Here is a 15,308-nt window from a genome sequence, read left to right as displayed (position 1 = left end):
CGGTGCAATACCCGAAATGAAAGTTTACTGATGCAGAGTTGAGCTGCATCTGTAAAGCTGCAGGTGAAAGCCTGTATTGTTTGTGAAGCGTAAATCTCTGATTTGAGGTATTGGGGCAATCCTGTGGGGGATTGCCTCTTTTTTTATCTGCGCCGTCATGCCACAATGACATCATCCCTTATCCAACCCGATCACGCCATGACTCCAATACTCGCCTTCGACATCGAAACCATTCCCGACGTAAACGGCATCCGCCAGCTTTACGATTTGCCAGCCGATTCGCCCGACAACGAAGTCGTCCTGTTTGCCCAACAGCAACGCCGCGCCAAAACCGGCAGCGACTTTATGCAACACCATCTGCACCAAGTCGTCGCCATCTCCTGCTGTATGCGCTGGGGGCAAGACAAAATCCGCGTCAGCACCATCGGCGATCCCGAAGACAGCGAAGAAATCATGATTGCCAAGTTCTTCGAGGTCATCGAAAACTATACGCCACAACTCGTCAGCTGGAACGGCGGCGGTTTCGACCTGCCCGTCCTCCACTACCGCGCCCTGATACACGGCATCAGCGCCGCCCGCTATTGGGACATGGGCGACGGCGATTTTGGCGACAGCCGCGACTTTAAGTGGAACAACTACATCAGCCGCTACCACACCCGCCATTGCGACCTGATGGATTTGCTCGCCCTCTACCAACCGCGTGCCAGCGTGCCTTTGGACGATATGGCCAAACTCTGCGGCTTCCCCGGCAAATTGGGCATGGACGGCAGCAAGGTTTGGGACGCCTATCATGCAGGCCGTCTGAAAGACATCCGCGACTATTGCGAAACCGATGCCGCCAATACCTATCTCATGTATCAACGCTTCCGCATGATGAGCGGCGCGCTCGATGCCGACGAATACGAAGTCGAAATCAAACGCATCAAACATTATCTGGCCGCACAAGCCGAAGAAAAACAACACTGGGCGGAGTTCGTCGCTGCTTGGCATTAAACCAGGCCGTCTGAACAGCTAAACCAAAAAACCAAAAAACCAAAAGGGCGTGATCGACACGCCCTTTTTTATATTCCGACAAATCATGCCCGCTAAGCAGGCAAACGCCCCAGCGTGACCCTGTCCAATCCAGCCAAATCCTGTTCGGTTGCCACTTCGACAAAACCGTTCTCCAACATAATATTCCGTACTGCTTCGCCTTGGTCATAGCCGTGTTCAAACAGCAGCCAGCCGTTGGCTTTCAGGTATTTTGGAGCTTCTTGGGTAATGTGGCGGATATGGCTGAGGCCGTCTGAAAAGTCGGTCAGCGCGTTTTGCGGTTCAAACCTCAAATCGCCTTGCGACAAATGTTCATCGCCATCCTCGATATACGGCGGATTGGAAACAATCACATCATATCGGCCTTCAGACGGCCTGTCGGTATCAAACCACGAACCCTGCGCAAACTCGACTTTTGCGCCCAATTCGGCCGCATTTTGACGGGCAGTATCTAAAGCACCGACGCTGATATCGGATGCGCGAACATCGGCATTAACGCGTTCAAGCGCGACGGTCACGGCAATGGCGCCGCTGCCCGTTCCCAAATCCCACACGCGGCCTTGCGGCGGCAAGCGTTTGAGCACGGCTTCCACCAAATGCTCGGTTTCAGGGCGTGGAATCAGTACATGGGGATTGACGGCAAAACGTCTCCCGTAAAATTCACGCTCGCCCAACAGATAGGCCATCGGCTCGCCTTTCAGACGGCGTTGCACCAGCCTGTCCGCCCGCTGCCGGACTTCGTCCGGAATTTCTTCCACGCCCCGTGTCAACAACTGCACGCGCGTATATCCCGAAGCATATTGCAGCAGCATTCTTGCTTCATTTTTAGGCAGTTTTGACAAGCCCAACCATTCGTCAAACGTCATTTTTTATCCCGTCTGCCGCCGATGCGGCTCGAACATTTTTTCCGGCTTTGCGGCACGCTTATTCAAAAAATATCATTTTCGCTTTGAAATTATATAATAAAGAAAAACACCTTATCGCCGTTTCGATACCATAGGAATTTATCCGAATAACAGAAACGCTCCGCCATCATTCCGCGAAAGCGGTCATCCGGAAACATAAGGCTGAAGCGATTTTCGGGAATGACGATTTGAAAGTTGCCCGAAATTCAAAAACAAGCGAAACCGAACGGGGCGGATTCCCTTCCAAGCGGCAACAACGGAATAAATAAAAAACAATGATATAGTTGATTTTACTTTGAATTTGCGATATTTGTGGCAGCTGAAAAAATCCGCACCCGCCTTCAAATGCGGATACGGATTTTCTTGTTAAACAAACTTATTCGGCCAACAATGCTTCCGGTTTGACTTTTTCGCCATACACGGGCAACAGGGTTTTTTCATAGGCGGCTTTCAGACGGCCGTCTTTTTTCATGGCGGCGATTTCGCCGTTGACCCAGTTCAAGAGATCGGCGTTGCCTTTTTGGACGGCGGGTGCGATAAATTCGGCAGGGCCTAAATTACCGATGGCGACTTCAAAATCCGGGTTTTCTTTCGCCCACGCCCACAGCAGGGCGTTGTCGTGGGCAAGTGCCGCGCCGCGTCCGTCTTTCAGCGCGTCGAAGGTTTCGGTGTTTTGGTCGAATTTCAGCAGTTTGACTTCGGGATGGCTTTTGGTGAAGAAGGCGTCGGCGGTGGTGCCTTTGTTGACCAGCAGGGTTTGGTCTTTCAGTTGCGCCACGTCGGTAATCGGTTTGCCTTTGGGGGAAACCACGCCCAATGCCACTTTCATGTAGGGGTCGGCAAAATCGACAGCTTCGGCGCGTTCGGGGGTTTTGGTGAAGTTGGCCAGGATGAGGTCGACTTTGCCGGAACGGACGTATTCAACGCGGTTTGCAGCCTCGGTCAGGACGAACTCGACTTTGTCTGGGCTGCCGAGCAGGTCTTTGGCCAGGTCTTTGGCAATTTCAACGTCAAAGCCTTGGTTTTTGCCGTTTGCGTCAACATAGCCGAACGGAGGTTTGTCGCCGAATACGCCGATACGGATGACGCCTTTTTCTTTAATGGCGGCAACGGTTGCCGCGCCGCTGTTTTGTGAAGATTGGGGGTCGCCGGAGCCGCTTCCGCAGGCGGTCAGACCGACGGCGATGGCGGCGGAAGCGAGTAGCGCTTTGAATTTTGCGTTCAGTTTCATTGGGAATCTCCTTTTTGAATGTTTGCTTGGAATAGAATGCCGTCTGAAAGGGTTTCGGACGGTTTGCGGTCAATCAGTAGTCCATACCTGCCAGAAATTGGCGGGCACGCTCGCTTTTGGGTGCGGAGAAGAAGGTTTCGGGATCGGACGATTCGACGATGCCGCCTTTGTCCATAAAGACGATGCAGTCGGCAACTTTGCGGGCGAACCCCATTTCATGGGTAACAATCAGCATGCTCATGCCTTCGCGGGCGAGTTCCAAAACCACTTCCAAGACTTCGCGCACCATTTCGGGGTCGAGTGCGGCGGTGATTTCGTCCAACAAAATCACTTCCGGATTTAGGCACAGGGCGCGGACAATGGCGATGCGCTGTTTCTGGCCGCCGGAAAGTTCGCGCGGATAGGCGTTTTTGCGGTCGGATAAACCGACGCGTTCCAACAGTTTGTCGGCTTGTGCTTCCGCTTCGGCGCGGTTGCGGTTTTGTACTTTTACCGGGCCTAAGAGGATGTTTTCGATGACGGTCATATGGGCAAACAATTCATAGCTTTGAAAGACCATGCCGACTTTTTGCCGGGCGGTTTGCCAGGAAACGTCTTTACCGAATTCGCCAACACCGTCCATCACGATGCTGCCGCCTTGGTGCGGCTCCAAACCGTTGACGCAGCGCAGGAGGGTGGATTTGCCGCAGCCGGACGGACCCAATAACACAATCACTTCGCCTTTTTCCAAGTCCAAATCTAAGGATTGAATGGCGGTTACGCTGCCGTATTGTTTGTGCAGCTTGCGGATGCTCAATAAAGCCATATCAGTGTTCCCATTTTTGTTCCAGCTTTGCCGCCAACAGCGACAGCGGCCAACAGCATAAGAAATACAGCATAAAAATCAGGCCATAAACCCAAAATGAGGCATTGGGCTGCGTCAGCAGAGAGTTTTCAATAATTTGCTGTCCCACTTTGACCACTTCAATCACGCCGATAAGCGAGGCGAGCGAACTGGTTTTAATCATTCGCGTAAACAAATTAACCGCCCCCGGCAAAGCGCGGCGGACACCTTGCGGCAATTCGATGTAGCGGAACACTTGACGACGGCTCAAACCCAGTGCCAAGCCCGATTCGACTTGATGTTTTTCAATCGATTCCAATGCGCCGCGCACCAAATCGCCCATTTCGGCGATGCCCCAAAGCGTAAAAACCCAAACGCAAACCCAAAATCCGCCGATGTGTATGCCCGTCCACACGGACAAACCGAAATACAGGCCGAACAGCCACACCAAAATCGGCACGATGCGGATGGTTTCGAGATAAAACCGTCCGATAAGGCGGACAAGCCGGTTGCTCGAACGCAAAACCAGGCCGAACAACGTCCCCAATACGCAAGAAGCCGCAACAGAGATTAAAGAAATTTGTGCCGTTAAGAGCAGGCCTTCGCCCAAACGTGCCGCATTTTTTCCTTCAAAAAGCCAGTCAAACGCCATATTTCGCCCTCCGTATGCGGTTTTCCAATCGCCGCACCAACAAAGAAACAGGCAGCAGGATAATCAGATAAGCGGCAAACAGCAGGAACAATGCCTCGTTGGTTTTATAGTCCATACCAATCACATCTTTGGTAACAAACAACAATTCCGCAATACCGACCGCGCTAATAACGGATGTTTCTTTCATTAAAAACAATATATTAGCAGCAAAAGCCGGAAAAGCGACTGCCCAAGCCTGCGGCAATTCGACATAGCGGAACACTTGAAATCGGCTCAAACCAACGGCTTTGCCCGCCTCGACCTGCCCTTTTGGCACTGCCAAAATGCCGGCGCGGACGGCTTCCGCCATATAGCTTGCGCCCAAGAAAACCAGCGCGATCACGCCGCAGGTGAAACCGTCCCATTTGATGCCCATTTTCGGCAGGCCGTAATACAGGAAAAATAACTGGATCAACAGGGGCGTATTGCGCGACAGTTCGATATAGGCGCGTGCCAATGCGTAGAAAGGGCGGATGCGGTATGCCGTTACCACGGCGACGGGCAGGCCGAACAGCAACGACAAAACAACGCCGTAAACGGACAATTCCAGCGTCAGCTTTGCCGCATCGGCGAATTTGGGTATGGCATCGATCAGATAAGGCCAGTTCATCAGAATCAGACAATCAGCTTAACGAAAGGCGGTATTTTAATGAACTTGTAAGATAATGTTAAAGAATTCTTGGGAATATCAAACATCATAAAAAAGAATAAGGCGATGCCGTCTGAAAAAACTTTCAGACGGCATCGTACTGGATTCCGCGTCAGATTGCGCTGCCGCCGACGGTCAGCCCGGCATCGATACGCAAAGTCGGCTGCCCCACGCCGACGGGGACGCTCTGCCCTTCTTTGCCGCACACGCCGACACCGCTGTCCAACGCGGTATCGTTGCCTATCATGGAAACATGTTTCAGCACTTCGGGGCCGTTGCCGATGATGGTCGCGCCTTTGACAGGGTATTGCAGTTTGCCGCCTTCCACCCACCACGCTTCGGATGCGCTGAACACGAACTTGCCGCTGGTAATGTCCACTTGTCCGCCGCCAAAGTTGACCGCGTAAATGCCCTTGTCGATGGACGCGATGATTTCTTCCGGCTCATAGCTGCCGTTTTCCATAAAGGTATTGGTCATGCGCGGCATAGGCGCAGAAGCGTAACTTTCGCGGCGGCCGTTGCCAGTCGATTGCGTGCCCATCAGGCGGGCGTTGGTTTCGTCCTGCATATAGCCGACCAAAATGCCGTCTTCAATCAATACAGTGCGGCGGGTTTCGTTGCCTTCGTCGTCGATATTGAGCGAACCGCGTCTGTCAGCAATATCGCCTTGGTCCACAACGGTAACGCCTTTGGCGGCCACGCGCTCGCCGATTCGGCCGGAGAAAACGCTGGTTTCTTTGCGGTTGAAATCGCCTTCCAAACCATGTCCGACCGCTTCGTGCAACAACACGCCCGGCCAGCCGTTGCCCAAAACGACGGTCATCTCACCGGCAGGCGCAGGACGGGATTCGAGATTGGTCAGGGCTTGTTTAACGGCGGAATCGACAAACCGATGCACCAAGTTCTCATCGAAATACGCCAAATCATAACGCCCGCCGCCTCCCGCACTGCCCTGCTCTCGTCGCTCGCCCTGCTTGGCAATGATGGTAACATTCATGCGCACCATCGGGCGGATGTCGGCAGCGTGTTTGCCGTCCAAACGGGCGATGTACACCATGTCGTATTCGCAGGTCAAACCGGCCATCACTTGCACGATACGCGGATCGGCGGCTTTGGCCAGCGTTTCGACTTTGTTCAACAGCGCGACTTTGGCAGCGGAATCAAGGCTGGCAATAGGGTCAATCGCCATGTGGACAGGCTTGCCGTAGGCAGGTGTCGGCACTTTGACGCTGGCCTCGCTACCGGCCGCACCGATCACGCGCACGGCTTTGGCAGAGCGGTTGATCGAATCAATACACAGGCTGTCGGCGTAGGCAAAAGCGGTTTTATCGCCCGAAACGGCACGCACGCCCACGCCCTGATCGATTTGAAAACTGCCCGATTTAACGATGCCTTCTTCCAGATGCCAACTTTCATAGGCAGTACGCTGACAATAGATGTCGGCATAATCAACATGGTTGGCGCCGATAATGCTCAGGCTTTGGGCGAGCAAATCGGGGGAAAGATGGTTGGCTTCGAGCAAATCCCGCTGTACGGCGGCGTAGGTTTGTTGCATAATTTTTCAGACGGCCCGACAAGCAGGCAAAGTTAATTTGGCCTTGATTATACGGTATTTTATATGGCTTTGGATATGTTGATTGCTTGGGTTTATGAGTGATTGAAACAAATCAAAAGGCCGTCTGAAAGATAGGGGCGAAATGTTTGCCTTGCCCTATTTCAACGTCAGCCGCGTAAAGAAGATAACAAATCATCGTATGATTGATGCAGCGCAGGCTGATAAAGATTCAAATAATAAATAGATTGGAATTGAAATGAAAAAGTTACTTGTTGTATTGCTAGGACTGGCAAGTCTTAATGTTTATGCTGCTGACCCCGTAACCAGAGGAGCATTACAAAACAATCCGGCGCTGTGTCAGTATGGCTATAACCCCAACTGTACATCGTCTCGTCAGTATCAACGAAATCAACCTACGGAAATTGTCAATATCGATGTCCCTTCAAAATATGGGGCTTGGGCAGTTAATACTAAAACAGGTATATCAGGTGGGGCACTCGAGATGGATTCACTTGCCGCTGCAAAAGAACTAGCCATTAAAACCTGCGAAGAGGATGGAAAAAATAAACCGTGTAAAGTTTTGGCTTGGGTTCGAAATGGCTGTATAGCAGTTGCTCAAAGAAAAGATGGAAAAGTCTTTTTTGGAATAACTTCCCCAGGCTTAGCTGAAACGGAAGCTTTGAGAAAGTGCCAAGCTTCAGGAAGGTTTCAATGTGTCATTAAAACTCCCGAAGGCTGCTCACTGCCTAAATTCTAATAAACAAAAGGCCGTCTTTATTCAGACGGCCTTTTCAATCATGGTAAAGCCAATACCGCAATTTAATTTCCATACAAAACAAATCATTACGATAAAACCCATTATTTTTTCAATTTTGCTATTGATAATAGTTATTATTAGCGTATAATCAAAACCACTCGGAAGACGTCCTAATCCGAGCCATTAAACGACAGATTTTATCCCCCCTCTTCCCCATTATCTCTTGATACTCGGAGTGCGCATATACGAAACATACCTGTTCCCCTTTATATCAGATACTCAAAACCGAAAAACACGAAACCCACTGCCGATACAGTGGGTTTCGTGTTATGTGCGTTCGGTTTATCAGGCTTGGGACTGCTGTTCAGGCCGTCTGAGACCGAATAGACCTGATTATCGGCAGGTTTTCATGTTCAATTTGCCATAACGGCCGACAATGTTTCTGATGTCTTGGGCATCGCGCTCATCGACCGCCATAAAGACCACGGTCATGCGCGCCACGCTCAAACCGGTATCGGGTGCGCTTCTGTCTTCCTGCTCGACAATGCGCGCGCCGCCGAAACCTGCGCTGGACAAGCGTGAAATCAAAACTTGGGCGGAAGAACGGCTGCGTGTTACGTCAATGCTGATTTCGCCGTTGTGAATGCTGCCGCTAAAGCCGCGGCTGCCTAAGGCATCAAGCTGGGCGGAAGTGTCGCCGTCGGCAGGCAAGACCACGCGGAAGGTTTTGGAAGAAGTCTCGCCAGCGGATGCGCCGTTGCGTTTTTCGATACTGCGGCTGGCGGCATGAGGCCATTTGCCCAACAGGCCTTTGATGCGGTGGTAGTCGTCTTCATCCATCACCACGGTGGCGCTGCTGGTACACAAGCGTTCCACGCCGGCCGCACCCATCTCTTCTTCGGCGGTGCGACGCTCTTGCGCCTCTTTCTCGCGGCGCATTTTTTCTTTTTTCTCTTTCAACTGCTGCGCTTCTTGCTTTTTACGCAAGGCTTCCGCTTCTTCTGATTCAGGTTCGGCCATAATCAGGCCGTCTGATTCGACCACCACCCAATCGGGTTGCGATGCCTGCTGAGGCTCGGCTTTGGGCGCGCCCAAAGAAGACGGGCGTAATAATTCGTGCGTACCGCCTTCCAAAGCAGATTCGGGTTTGGCGGTTTTATGTTGTGTCCGATAGGCAACCATGCTGCCAAAAACAATGATGTTGAGTGCGACCAAGACCGCAAACAGCCATTTCATGATGCGTTTTCCTTTTTATTGTCCGTTGCGATGGGCAATCCAATGCAAGAGCCCGTGAATCACGAGATTATCGACGATTTTCACTTGATTGTCATGAACGAATGACTCCGGCAGCGCCTGCACGACTCTGCCCGCGCCGCCGCCCGTGATAATAATATCGACCGGTTTGTCCCCGCCCGTTTTGTCTTTCAGACGGCCATGCATCATCATCAACGCGCCGCAAACGGCATCCATCATGCCGCTGGCAATGGCGTTCGGCGTTGTGGTTGGGAACGGATATACCTTGCCGATGGGGCGGTTGAGGTTGGCGGTTTTGAGCGCCATCGCCTCTTTCATCAAGTGGAAACCGGGCATGATGGTGCCGCCGAGATAATGATTGTCTTCCGTCAGCGCGTCGGTGGTTATGGCGGTACCGCAGCTGACGACGACGCAGGCGTTTTGCGTAAAGCGGCGGCTGCCCAGCGCATTAAACCAACGGTCGGAGCCATGTTCTTCAGGGCAGCGGTAATGGTTGCGGATACCCAAAGCCTGCGGCATGGAAGACAGCCATTCGACCGGACGGGTTAATTGTTCTTCAACCATCGCTTTTTTTACCGAACCGCACACGGCGCAACCGACAATCTTCACATCTTCATCGGCAAATTGTAGCCATTCTTCGCCCAGCTGGGTCAAATCACGATACGGTGCGTGGCCAACTTCGGAAAATGTGCCGTTCTCCACCCACGCCCATTTCAACTGACTGTTGCCTCCGTCCAGCAGCAAAAAGCGTTCCGGTTTGGCGGCGGCAGGTTGTGCCGGACGATTATCCGGACGCAAGCTGATCTCGCCGCTGACGATGGTTTTCTCGCCCTTGTCCGTCTGCAAACGCAACGCGCCTTGCGCATCCACGCCTTTGACCACACCCTCGTGTACAACGCGTCCTTCCTGAAGCAGCAACACTGGTCTGTCCGTATCGCGGTTGGCGGCATTGTATTCGCCGACACATGACGCAAATCCGTTTTGTGCGTATTCGTTCAACAGCGCATCAAGTTGCGTCAACACCGCATTCAACAAGGTTTTGACGCTTACGCCCTGCTTAGAGGCCGTCTGAAACAAGGCCTGCACGGAAGTGGCGTTTTCAACTTCTTTCGGTAATACAAAATTGATGCCGATGCCGATGATGGCGACAGTCTTATTCTCTACCCTCGCCGTTTCAATCAAAATACCGGCCAATTTATCGTTGGCCACGACCAAATCGTTCGGCCACTTGATATTTACGTCCAAACCGATATCGGCAAGCGCACGGCGGCAAGCCAATGCCACCACCAACGCCAGCGAACCCAGCTCATACTGCGGCCTATCAAACGTCCAGCCCAAGCTGAACATCAGACATTCGCCTTGTCGGTTGACCCAATTTCGCCCTTGCCGTCCGCGGCCTTTGGTTTGGAAATGCGCCACACACAAGGTCTTATGCGCCAAATCTGCCGACTGGCGTGCCAACGCCATGATTTCATCGTTACTGGACGAACATTCGTGTTTCAACTGCGCACGAAAACCCTGTTTTCCTGCCATTTGCTGCAGAGATTCTTCGGCAAACACAGCCAAAGGGCGCACCAAACGCCATTGCCCGTCATGCTGGCGCAACAAACCGCGGATATGACTCGGCATCTGCTGCCAGAATCCGTTTAATTGTTGCGGTTTCATACCGACCACTCGCGCCAACTGAGAAACGTGTTGCGGCAGGCCGTCTGAAAGCGCGGCGAGCAAAGTCCAATGGCGGCTGTTCAAATCCGTCATTCGCCTCCTCCGGCTTCGCGGATTTTCGCCAACGTTTTGGTGGTCGAAGTCTGGTGTAAAAACGGAATCGAAAATACTTTGCCGCCACGCGCAAACGTCTCGGCCGCACCGACAATCTTATCCACAGACCAATCGCCGCCTTTAATCAATACATCGGGTTTGACCATTTCAATCAACGCAGCCGGCGTATCGTCATCAAACCATGTGACCAAATCCACGCTCGCCAATGCCGCTGCCACTGCCGCGCGGTTTTCCAAAAGATTAATCGGACGGTCGTCCCCTTTGCCCTGACGGCGCACCGAAGCATCGGTATTCAACGCCAACACCAAAGCCGCACCGGCCGATCGCGCCTGCGCCAGATACGTTACATGGCCCCTATGGAGAATATCGAAACAACCGTTGGTAAACACCAGCGGACGGGGCAATGCCGCCAAACGCTCCGCCAGCTTTTCGGGCGGACAAATTTTGGATTCAAATTCTGGAGCTGACCATTCGGACATGATGCGGTTCCTTTGGGAATGAAACAGAAAATAATCGGGGTATTATAAAGGATAACGGCGAAACGCCATAAAAAGATACCGAACGGTACAATATTCGGGCTTGATTGCGTATTCACTGATATTTGATAACACGGCAAACGCCATTTTTACCGATGCCATGATGAAACGGTTTGATAAATACTTTTTTGAAACCCAATTAAATCTGAAGTAAAATTCGGGTATAAATGGAAAAAGCCTGCATACAATATGCAGGCTTTCATCTGGGGTGGCTGATGGGGCTCGAACCCACGACAACTGGAATCACAATCCAGGGCTCTACCAACTGAGCTACAGCCACCGTAAAAATTGGCACGCCCGACAGGAATCGAACCTGTAACCCCCGACTTAGAAGGTCGGTGCTCTATCCGGTTGAGCTACGGGCGCTCATGCCGATTCGTGCTAAGAATTTTGTGGTCGGGGCGGTGGGATTCGAACTCACGACCCTCTGCTCCCAAAGCAGATGCGCTAACCGGGCTGCGCTACGCCCCGACTGAAGACCTGAACTATACAGACCCTTTTTAACCCGGTCAACACTTACTTTGCTTTATTTTTTCATTTTTCGATTATCTTATTATTTTTAATCGTTATTTATTTTTATGCTTCGTAATCAGGGCTACTCTTTTGTGTCAGGCCGTCTGAAAAATGCGATAATTTAAACGCAATATTTATCCCTATTGAGGAGGAAAAATCATGGCTGCACAACTTATAGACGGAAAAAAAATCTCCCAGCAACGCATCGAGGCGGTCGCGCAGGCGGTAAAAGCGCGTCAGGAAAAAGGTTTGCACACGCCTTGCTTGGCGGTGGTATTGGTTGGCGATGACCCTGCCAGCGCGGTTTACGTACGCAATAAAAAACTGGCCTGCCAAAAAAGCGGCATCGAATCGCGCTCTTATGAGCTGCCGTCTGAAACCACGCAAGACGATTTGCTGAAACTGGTGGACGAATTAAACGGCGACCCTGCCGTCGACGGTATTTTGGTGCAACTGCCGCTGCCGGCACACATCGACAGCCAAGCGGTTTTGGAACGTATCGTGCCGCATAAAGATGTGGACGGCTTCCACCCTTACAACGTCGGCCGCCTGGTCGTTAAAATGCCGCTGATGCGCCCTTGCACGCCCAAAGGCGTGATGACTTTGTTGGAAGCCTACGGCATCGACCCGAAAGGCAAAAAAGCCGTCGTCGTCGGCGCGTCCAATATTGTCGGCCGCCCGCAGGCGTTGGAATTGCTGCTGTCCCGCGCGACGGTAACCATCTGCCACAGCGCCACGCAAAACCTTGCCGATGAAGTTGCGGCCGCAGATATTTTGGTGGTCGGCGTAGGTATTCCGAATTTCGTTAAAGGCGAATGGGTCAAACCCGGCGCAGTCGTTATCGATGTGGGCATCAACCGTTTGGACGACGGCAGCCTGTGCGGCGACGTTGAGTTTGATGTCGCCAAAGAACGCGCGTCCATGATTACGCCCGTTCCCGGCGGCGTCGGCCCGATGACGATTGCCACTTTGTTGGAAAACACGGTACACGCGGCCTCATTGCACGATTAATCTCTGTCATTAAGTTAGGCCGTCGGAACATGGTTTTTCAGACGGCCTGACCTGTTTTTTGCTTTTTACCTTATTGGCTTCACATGTCCTTACTCTCTTCCCACACCGACAACCCGACTTTCCGCAACGCCTCCTATATCCTGATGGGTTTGGCCTTGCTGATTGTCTTGCACTACCATTTTCTGCCGCTGCTGCTGTCAGTTATCCTGACCTATATCTTTATTACGCGCACCAACGGCGTCATCCTCAAACTCCGCCGCCGTGTTTTGCCACGCAACACGCGGCTGCATAAATCGCTTAACGCGCACAACATCAACCTGATTTCCACCGCGCTGACGCTGGCCATCGTGTTCAGCATCATCACGATGATGTCTTTGGGCATTTACCACCTGATACACGGCGGCCATGTCGGCTTTATGTTGGCCAAGCTGGCGGCGATTTTGGAAGACACCAAAAACAGCCAAGACCTGCCTGCGGCCATTCTCAATATGCTGCCCAACAATATGGCCGAAATCAAAGCCTCGGCGATCAAGCTGATTGAAGAATACCGCGCCGCGCTGACCCGTATCAGTAAAAACAGCATCACGTCCTTCGTGTACATCCTCATCGGCATCATCATCGGCGCCATGCTCAGTTTCCACCGCCTGAAAATGCGCAAAAACCGCCACAAAATGCCGCTGTTTAAAGCCGAATTGATGCGGCGCATCGTCAATTTTGAAACCAGCTTTGAACGCGTGTTCCTCGCCCAAGTCAAAATCTCGCTGATCGACACCTTCCTGACCGGCCTGTACCTCTACTTGGTTTTGCCGCTGTTCGGCGTTGACCTGCCGTTTAAAATGACCGTCCTGATCGTCGCCTTTATCGTTGGCCTGATTCCAGTGGCAGGCAACCTGATTTCCAACACCATCATCATTATTTTGAGCCTCGGCTCATCGCTTTACGTCGCACTCGCCTCGTTGGTTTTCCTTGTTGTCATCCATAAACTCGAATATTTCCTCAACGCCAAAATCATCGGCTCTGAAATCGAATCCAGCGCATGGGAATTGCTGGTGGCGATGGTCGTCTTTGAACGCATTTTCGGCATCGGCGGCATCATCGTCGCGCCGGTTTATTACGCCTACCTGAAAAACGAATTGAAACTGCGAAAATTGATTTGATCAGTTGCGTTTATACACATCAAAGGCCGTCTGAAAACGACAATCGGGTTTTCAGACGGCCTTTGCTTTACCTTTTCTTACACTTTACGGCATAATGGCAGCCACGCATTTCTAGAAGAAAGATAAACAATGTCAACCAAAACTCCTTCCCTATTCGGCGGCGCGATGATTATCGCCGGTACGGTTATCGGCGCAGGCATGCTTGCCAACCCGACCGCCACATCCGGCGTATGGTTTACCGGCTCGCTGGCCGTGTTGCTGTACACCTGGTTTTCCATGCTCTCCAGCGGCCTGATGATTTTGGAAGTCAACACCCATTATCCGCACGGCGCCAGCTTCGACACCATGGTTAAAGACCTGCTCGGCCCGGTTTGGAACGTCATCAACGGCGTTGCCGTCGCTTTCGTTTTATACCTGCTCACCTACGCCTACATCTTCGTCGGCGGTGACCTGACCGCCAAAGGCATCGGCAGCGCGGTAGGCGGCGAAATCTCGCTCACCGTCGGCCAACTCGTCTTCTTCGGCATTCTCGCCTTTTGCGTTTGGGCATCCGCACGCTTGGTTGACCGCTTCACCAGCATCCTCATCGGCGGCATGGTATTGACCTTTATTTGGGCAACCGGTGGCCTGATTGCCGATGCCAAAATGCCTGTCTTGTTCGACACCCAAGCCCCTGCCGGCACCAGCTACTGGATTTATGTCGCCACCGCCCTGCCCGTCTGCCTTGCCTCATTCGGCTTCCACGGCAACGTTTCCAGCCTGCTCAAATACTTTAAAGGCGATGCGCCCAAAGTAGCCAAATCCCTGTGGTCGGGGACGCTGATTGCCTTAGTGATTTACGTCCTCTGGCAAATCGCCATCCAAGGCAACCTGCCGCGCAGCGAGTTCGCACCGGTTATTGCCGCAGAAGGCCAAGTCTCCGTCCTCATCGAAACCCTGTCCAAGTTCGCCCAAACCGGCAATATGGACAAAGTGTTGACCCTGTTCTCCTACATGGCGATTGCAACGTCCTTCCTCGGCGTAACGCTCGGCCTGTTCGACTACATCGCTGACATCTTCAAATGGAACGACAGCATCTCCGGCCGTACCAAAACCGCCGCGCTGACCTTCCTGCCGCCTTTGATCTCCTGCCTGCTCTTCCCTACCGGCTTCGTTACCGCCATCGGCTACGTCGGTCTGGCCGCAACCATCTGGACAGGCATCATCCCCGCCATGCTGCTCTACCGCTCGCGCCATAAATTCGGCATCGGCAAAAACTACAAAGTTTACGGCGGATTCTGGCTGATGGTTTGGGTCTTCCTCTTCGGCATCATCAACATTGCCGCCCAAATACTGAGCCAAATGGAGCTCGTTCCCGTATTTAAAGGTTAAATTCCCTTAAGGCCGTCTGAAACACCCTCTTTCAGACGGCCTAA

14 protein-coding genes and 3 tRNA genes are annotated in these 15,308 nt (G+C 52.4%); 5 read left to right on the top strand and 12 right to left on the bottom strand.

From position 1 onward, the window contains the following. The first annotated feature begins 198 nt into the window (after positions 1-198). On the top strand, positions 199-993 hold the full coding sequence (locus O3660_RS02885) for a 3'-5' exonuclease (protein ID WP_371464528.1): 795 nt from the start codon (positions 199-201) through the stop codon (positions 991-993). 92 nt (positions 994-1,085) lie between these two features. Here the strand turns inward: O3660_RS02885 and prmC are convergent, their stop codons facing one another. From prmC to tldD, 6 genes are all read right to left on the bottom strand, one after another. Next, entirely contained in the window at positions 1,086-1,898 is an 813-nt protein-coding gene (gene prmC, locus O3660_RS02880; RefSeq protein WP_049350818.1) for a peptide chain release factor N(5)-glutamine methyltransferase, read from the bottom strand. Between the two features lie 415 nt (positions 1,899-2,313). Continuing rightward, complete coding sequence (locus O3660_RS02875; RefSeq protein WP_049350819.1) at positions 2,314-3,168, bottom strand: amino acid ABC transporter substrate-binding protein; 855 nt, start codon at positions 3,166-3,168, stop codon at positions 2,314-2,316. Positions 3,169-3,241: 73 nt separating this feature from the next. Beyond that, the gene (locus O3660_RS02870) at positions 3,242-3,973 is read right to left on the bottom strand and encodes an amino acid ABC transporter ATP-binding protein (RefSeq protein ID WP_049350820.1); all 732 of its coding nucleotides are present in this window, start codon (positions 3,971-3,973) and stop codon (positions 3,242-3,244) included. 1 nt (position 3,974) lies between these two features. Next, entirely contained in the window at positions 3,975-4,643 is a 669-nt protein-coding gene (locus tag O3660_RS02865) for an amino acid ABC transporter permease (RefSeq protein ID WP_371464526.1), read from the bottom strand. Further along, on the bottom strand, positions 4,633-5,292 hold the full coding sequence (locus O3660_RS02860) for an amino acid ABC transporter permease (protein WP_049350821.1): 660 nt from the start codon (positions 5,290-5,292) through the stop codon (positions 4,633-4,635). The genes O3660_RS02865 and O3660_RS02860 overlap by 11 nt, the downstream gene beginning before the upstream one ends. A 151-nt stretch (positions 5,293-5,443) precedes the next feature. Beyond that, positions 5,444-6,886, bottom strand: a complete 1,443-nt coding sequence (gene tldD, locus O3660_RS02855) for a metalloprotease TldD (protein ID WP_049358141.1) — start codon at positions 6,884-6,886, stop codon at positions 5,444-5,446. 256 nt (positions 6,887-7,142) lie between these two features. On the opposite strand from tldD, the gene O3660_RS02850 reads away from it, so the two are divergent. Further along, positions 7,143-7,643, top strand: coding sequence for a DUF4189 domain-containing protein (locus O3660_RS02850; protein WP_049351498.1), 501 nt, complete (start codon positions 7,143-7,145; stop codon positions 7,641-7,643). Between the two features lie 393 nt (positions 7,644-8,036). Here O3660_RS02850 and O3660_RS02845 read toward each other — a convergent pair whose 3' ends face one another. From O3660_RS02845 to O3660_RS02820, 6 genes are all read right to left on the bottom strand, one after another. Continuing rightward, the gene (locus tag O3660_RS02845; RefSeq protein WP_049351499.1) at positions 8,037-8,879 is read right to left on the bottom strand and encodes a hypothetical protein; all 843 of its coding nucleotides are present in this window, start codon (positions 8,877-8,879) and stop codon (positions 8,037-8,039) included. A 15-nt stretch (positions 8,880-8,894) separates the two neighbouring features. Continuing rightward, positions 8,895-10,655, bottom strand: a complete 1,761-nt coding sequence (locus O3660_RS02840; RefSeq protein ID WP_049351500.1) for a bifunctional biotin--[acetyl-CoA-carboxylase] ligase/type III pantothenate kinase — start codon at positions 10,653-10,655, stop codon at positions 8,895-8,897. After that, positions 10,652-11,158, bottom strand: coding sequence for a bifunctional heptose 7-phosphate kinase/heptose 1-phosphate adenyltransferase (locus tag O3660_RS02835; protein WP_152333332.1), 507 nt, complete (start codon positions 11,156-11,158; stop codon positions 10,652-10,654). The genes O3660_RS02840 and O3660_RS02835 overlap by 4 nt, the downstream gene beginning before the upstream one ends. A 258-nt stretch (positions 11,159-11,416) precedes the next feature. Next, positions 11,417-11,492 (bottom strand) — tRNA-His (locus O3660_RS02830). Positions 11,493-11,501: 9 nt separating this feature from the next. Beyond that, positions 11,502-11,578, bottom strand: a tRNA-Arg gene (locus tag O3660_RS02825). Positions 11,579-11,605: 27 nt separating this feature from the next. Continuing rightward, positions 11,606-11,683, bottom strand: a tRNA-Pro gene (locus O3660_RS02820). A 201-nt stretch (positions 11,684-11,884) separates the two neighbouring features. Between O3660_RS02820 and folD the strand changes: the two genes are divergently transcribed. From folD to O3660_RS02805, 3 genes are all read left to right on the top strand, one after another. Then, a complete protein-coding gene (folD, locus tag O3660_RS02815) occupies positions 11,885-12,736 on the top strand; it encodes a bifunctional methylenetetrahydrofolate dehydrogenase/methenyltetrahydrofolate cyclohydrolase FolD (RefSeq protein WP_049329493.1) in 852 nt (283 codons plus the stop codon). An 83-nt stretch (positions 12,737-12,819) separates the two neighbouring features. Beyond that, entirely contained in the window at positions 12,820-13,893 is a 1,074-nt protein-coding gene (locus O3660_RS02810; protein WP_049351502.1) for an AI-2E family transporter, read from the top strand. A 129-nt stretch (positions 13,894-14,022) separates the two neighbouring features. Continuing rightward, positions 14,023-15,264, top strand: a complete 1,242-nt coding sequence (locus O3660_RS02805) for an aromatic amino acid transporter (RefSeq protein WP_049351503.1) — start codon at positions 14,023-14,025, stop codon at positions 15,262-15,264. Positions 15,265-15,308: the final 44 nt, after the last annotated feature.

The sequence above is a fragment of the Neisseria sp. 27098_8_139 genome, from assembly GCF_041433195.1.
GTDB lineage: Bacteria > Pseudomonadota > Gammaproteobacteria > Burkholderiales > Neisseriaceae > Neisseria > Neisseria subflava.
This window is presented reverse-complemented; position numbering and strand designations above follow the sequence as displayed.

Bases quoted from the DNA above. Each gene is read 5' to 3' on its own strand.
- O3660_RS02870 (WP_049350820.1), bottom strand. From the start codon at position 3,973: ATGGCTTTATTGAGCATCCGCAAGCTGCACAAACAATACGGCAGCGTA.
- O3660_RS02810 (WP_049351502.1), top strand. From the start codon at position 12,820: ATGTCCTTACTCTCTTCCCACACCGACAACCCGACTTTCCGCAACGCC.
- O3660_RS02850 (WP_049351498.1), top strand. From the start codon at position 7,143: ATGAAAAAGTTACTTGTTGTATTGCTAGGACTGGCAAGTCTTAATGTT.
- O3660_RS02840 (WP_049351500.1), bottom strand. From the start codon at position 10,655: ATGACGGATTTGAACAGCCGCCATTGGACTTTGCTCGCCGCGCTTTCA.
- O3660_RS02885 (WP_371464528.1), top strand. From the start codon at position 199: ATGACTCCAATACTCGCCTTCGACATCGAAACCATTCCCGACGTAAAC.
- O3660_RS02865 (WP_371464526.1), bottom strand. From the start codon at position 4,643: ATGGCGTTTGACTGGCTTTTTGAAGGAAAAAATGCGGCACGTTTGGGC.
- O3660_RS02805 (WP_049351503.1), top strand. From the start codon at position 14,023: ATGTCAACCAAAACTCCTTCCCTATTCGGCGGCGCGATGATTATCGCC.
- tldD (WP_049358141.1), bottom strand. From the start codon at position 6,886: ATGCAACAAACCTACGCCGCCGTACAGCGGGATTTGCTCGAAGCCAAC.
- folD (WP_049329493.1), top strand. From the start codon at position 11,885: ATGGCTGCACAACTTATAGACGGAAAAAAAATCTCCCAGCAACGCATC.
- O3660_RS02860 (WP_049350821.1), bottom strand. From the start codon at position 5,292: ATGAACTGGCCTTATCTGATCGATGCCATACCCAAATTCGCCGATGCG.
- O3660_RS02845 (WP_049351499.1), bottom strand. From the start codon at position 8,879: ATGAAATGGCTGTTTGCGGTCTTGGTCGCACTCAACATCATTGTTTTT.
- O3660_RS02875 (WP_049350819.1), bottom strand. From the start codon at position 3,168: ATGAAACTGAACGCAAAATTCAAAGCGCTACTCGCTTCCGCCGCCATC.
- prmC (WP_049350818.1), bottom strand. From the start codon at position 1,898: ATGACGTTTGACGAATGGTTGGGCTTGTCAAAACTGCCTAAAAATGAA.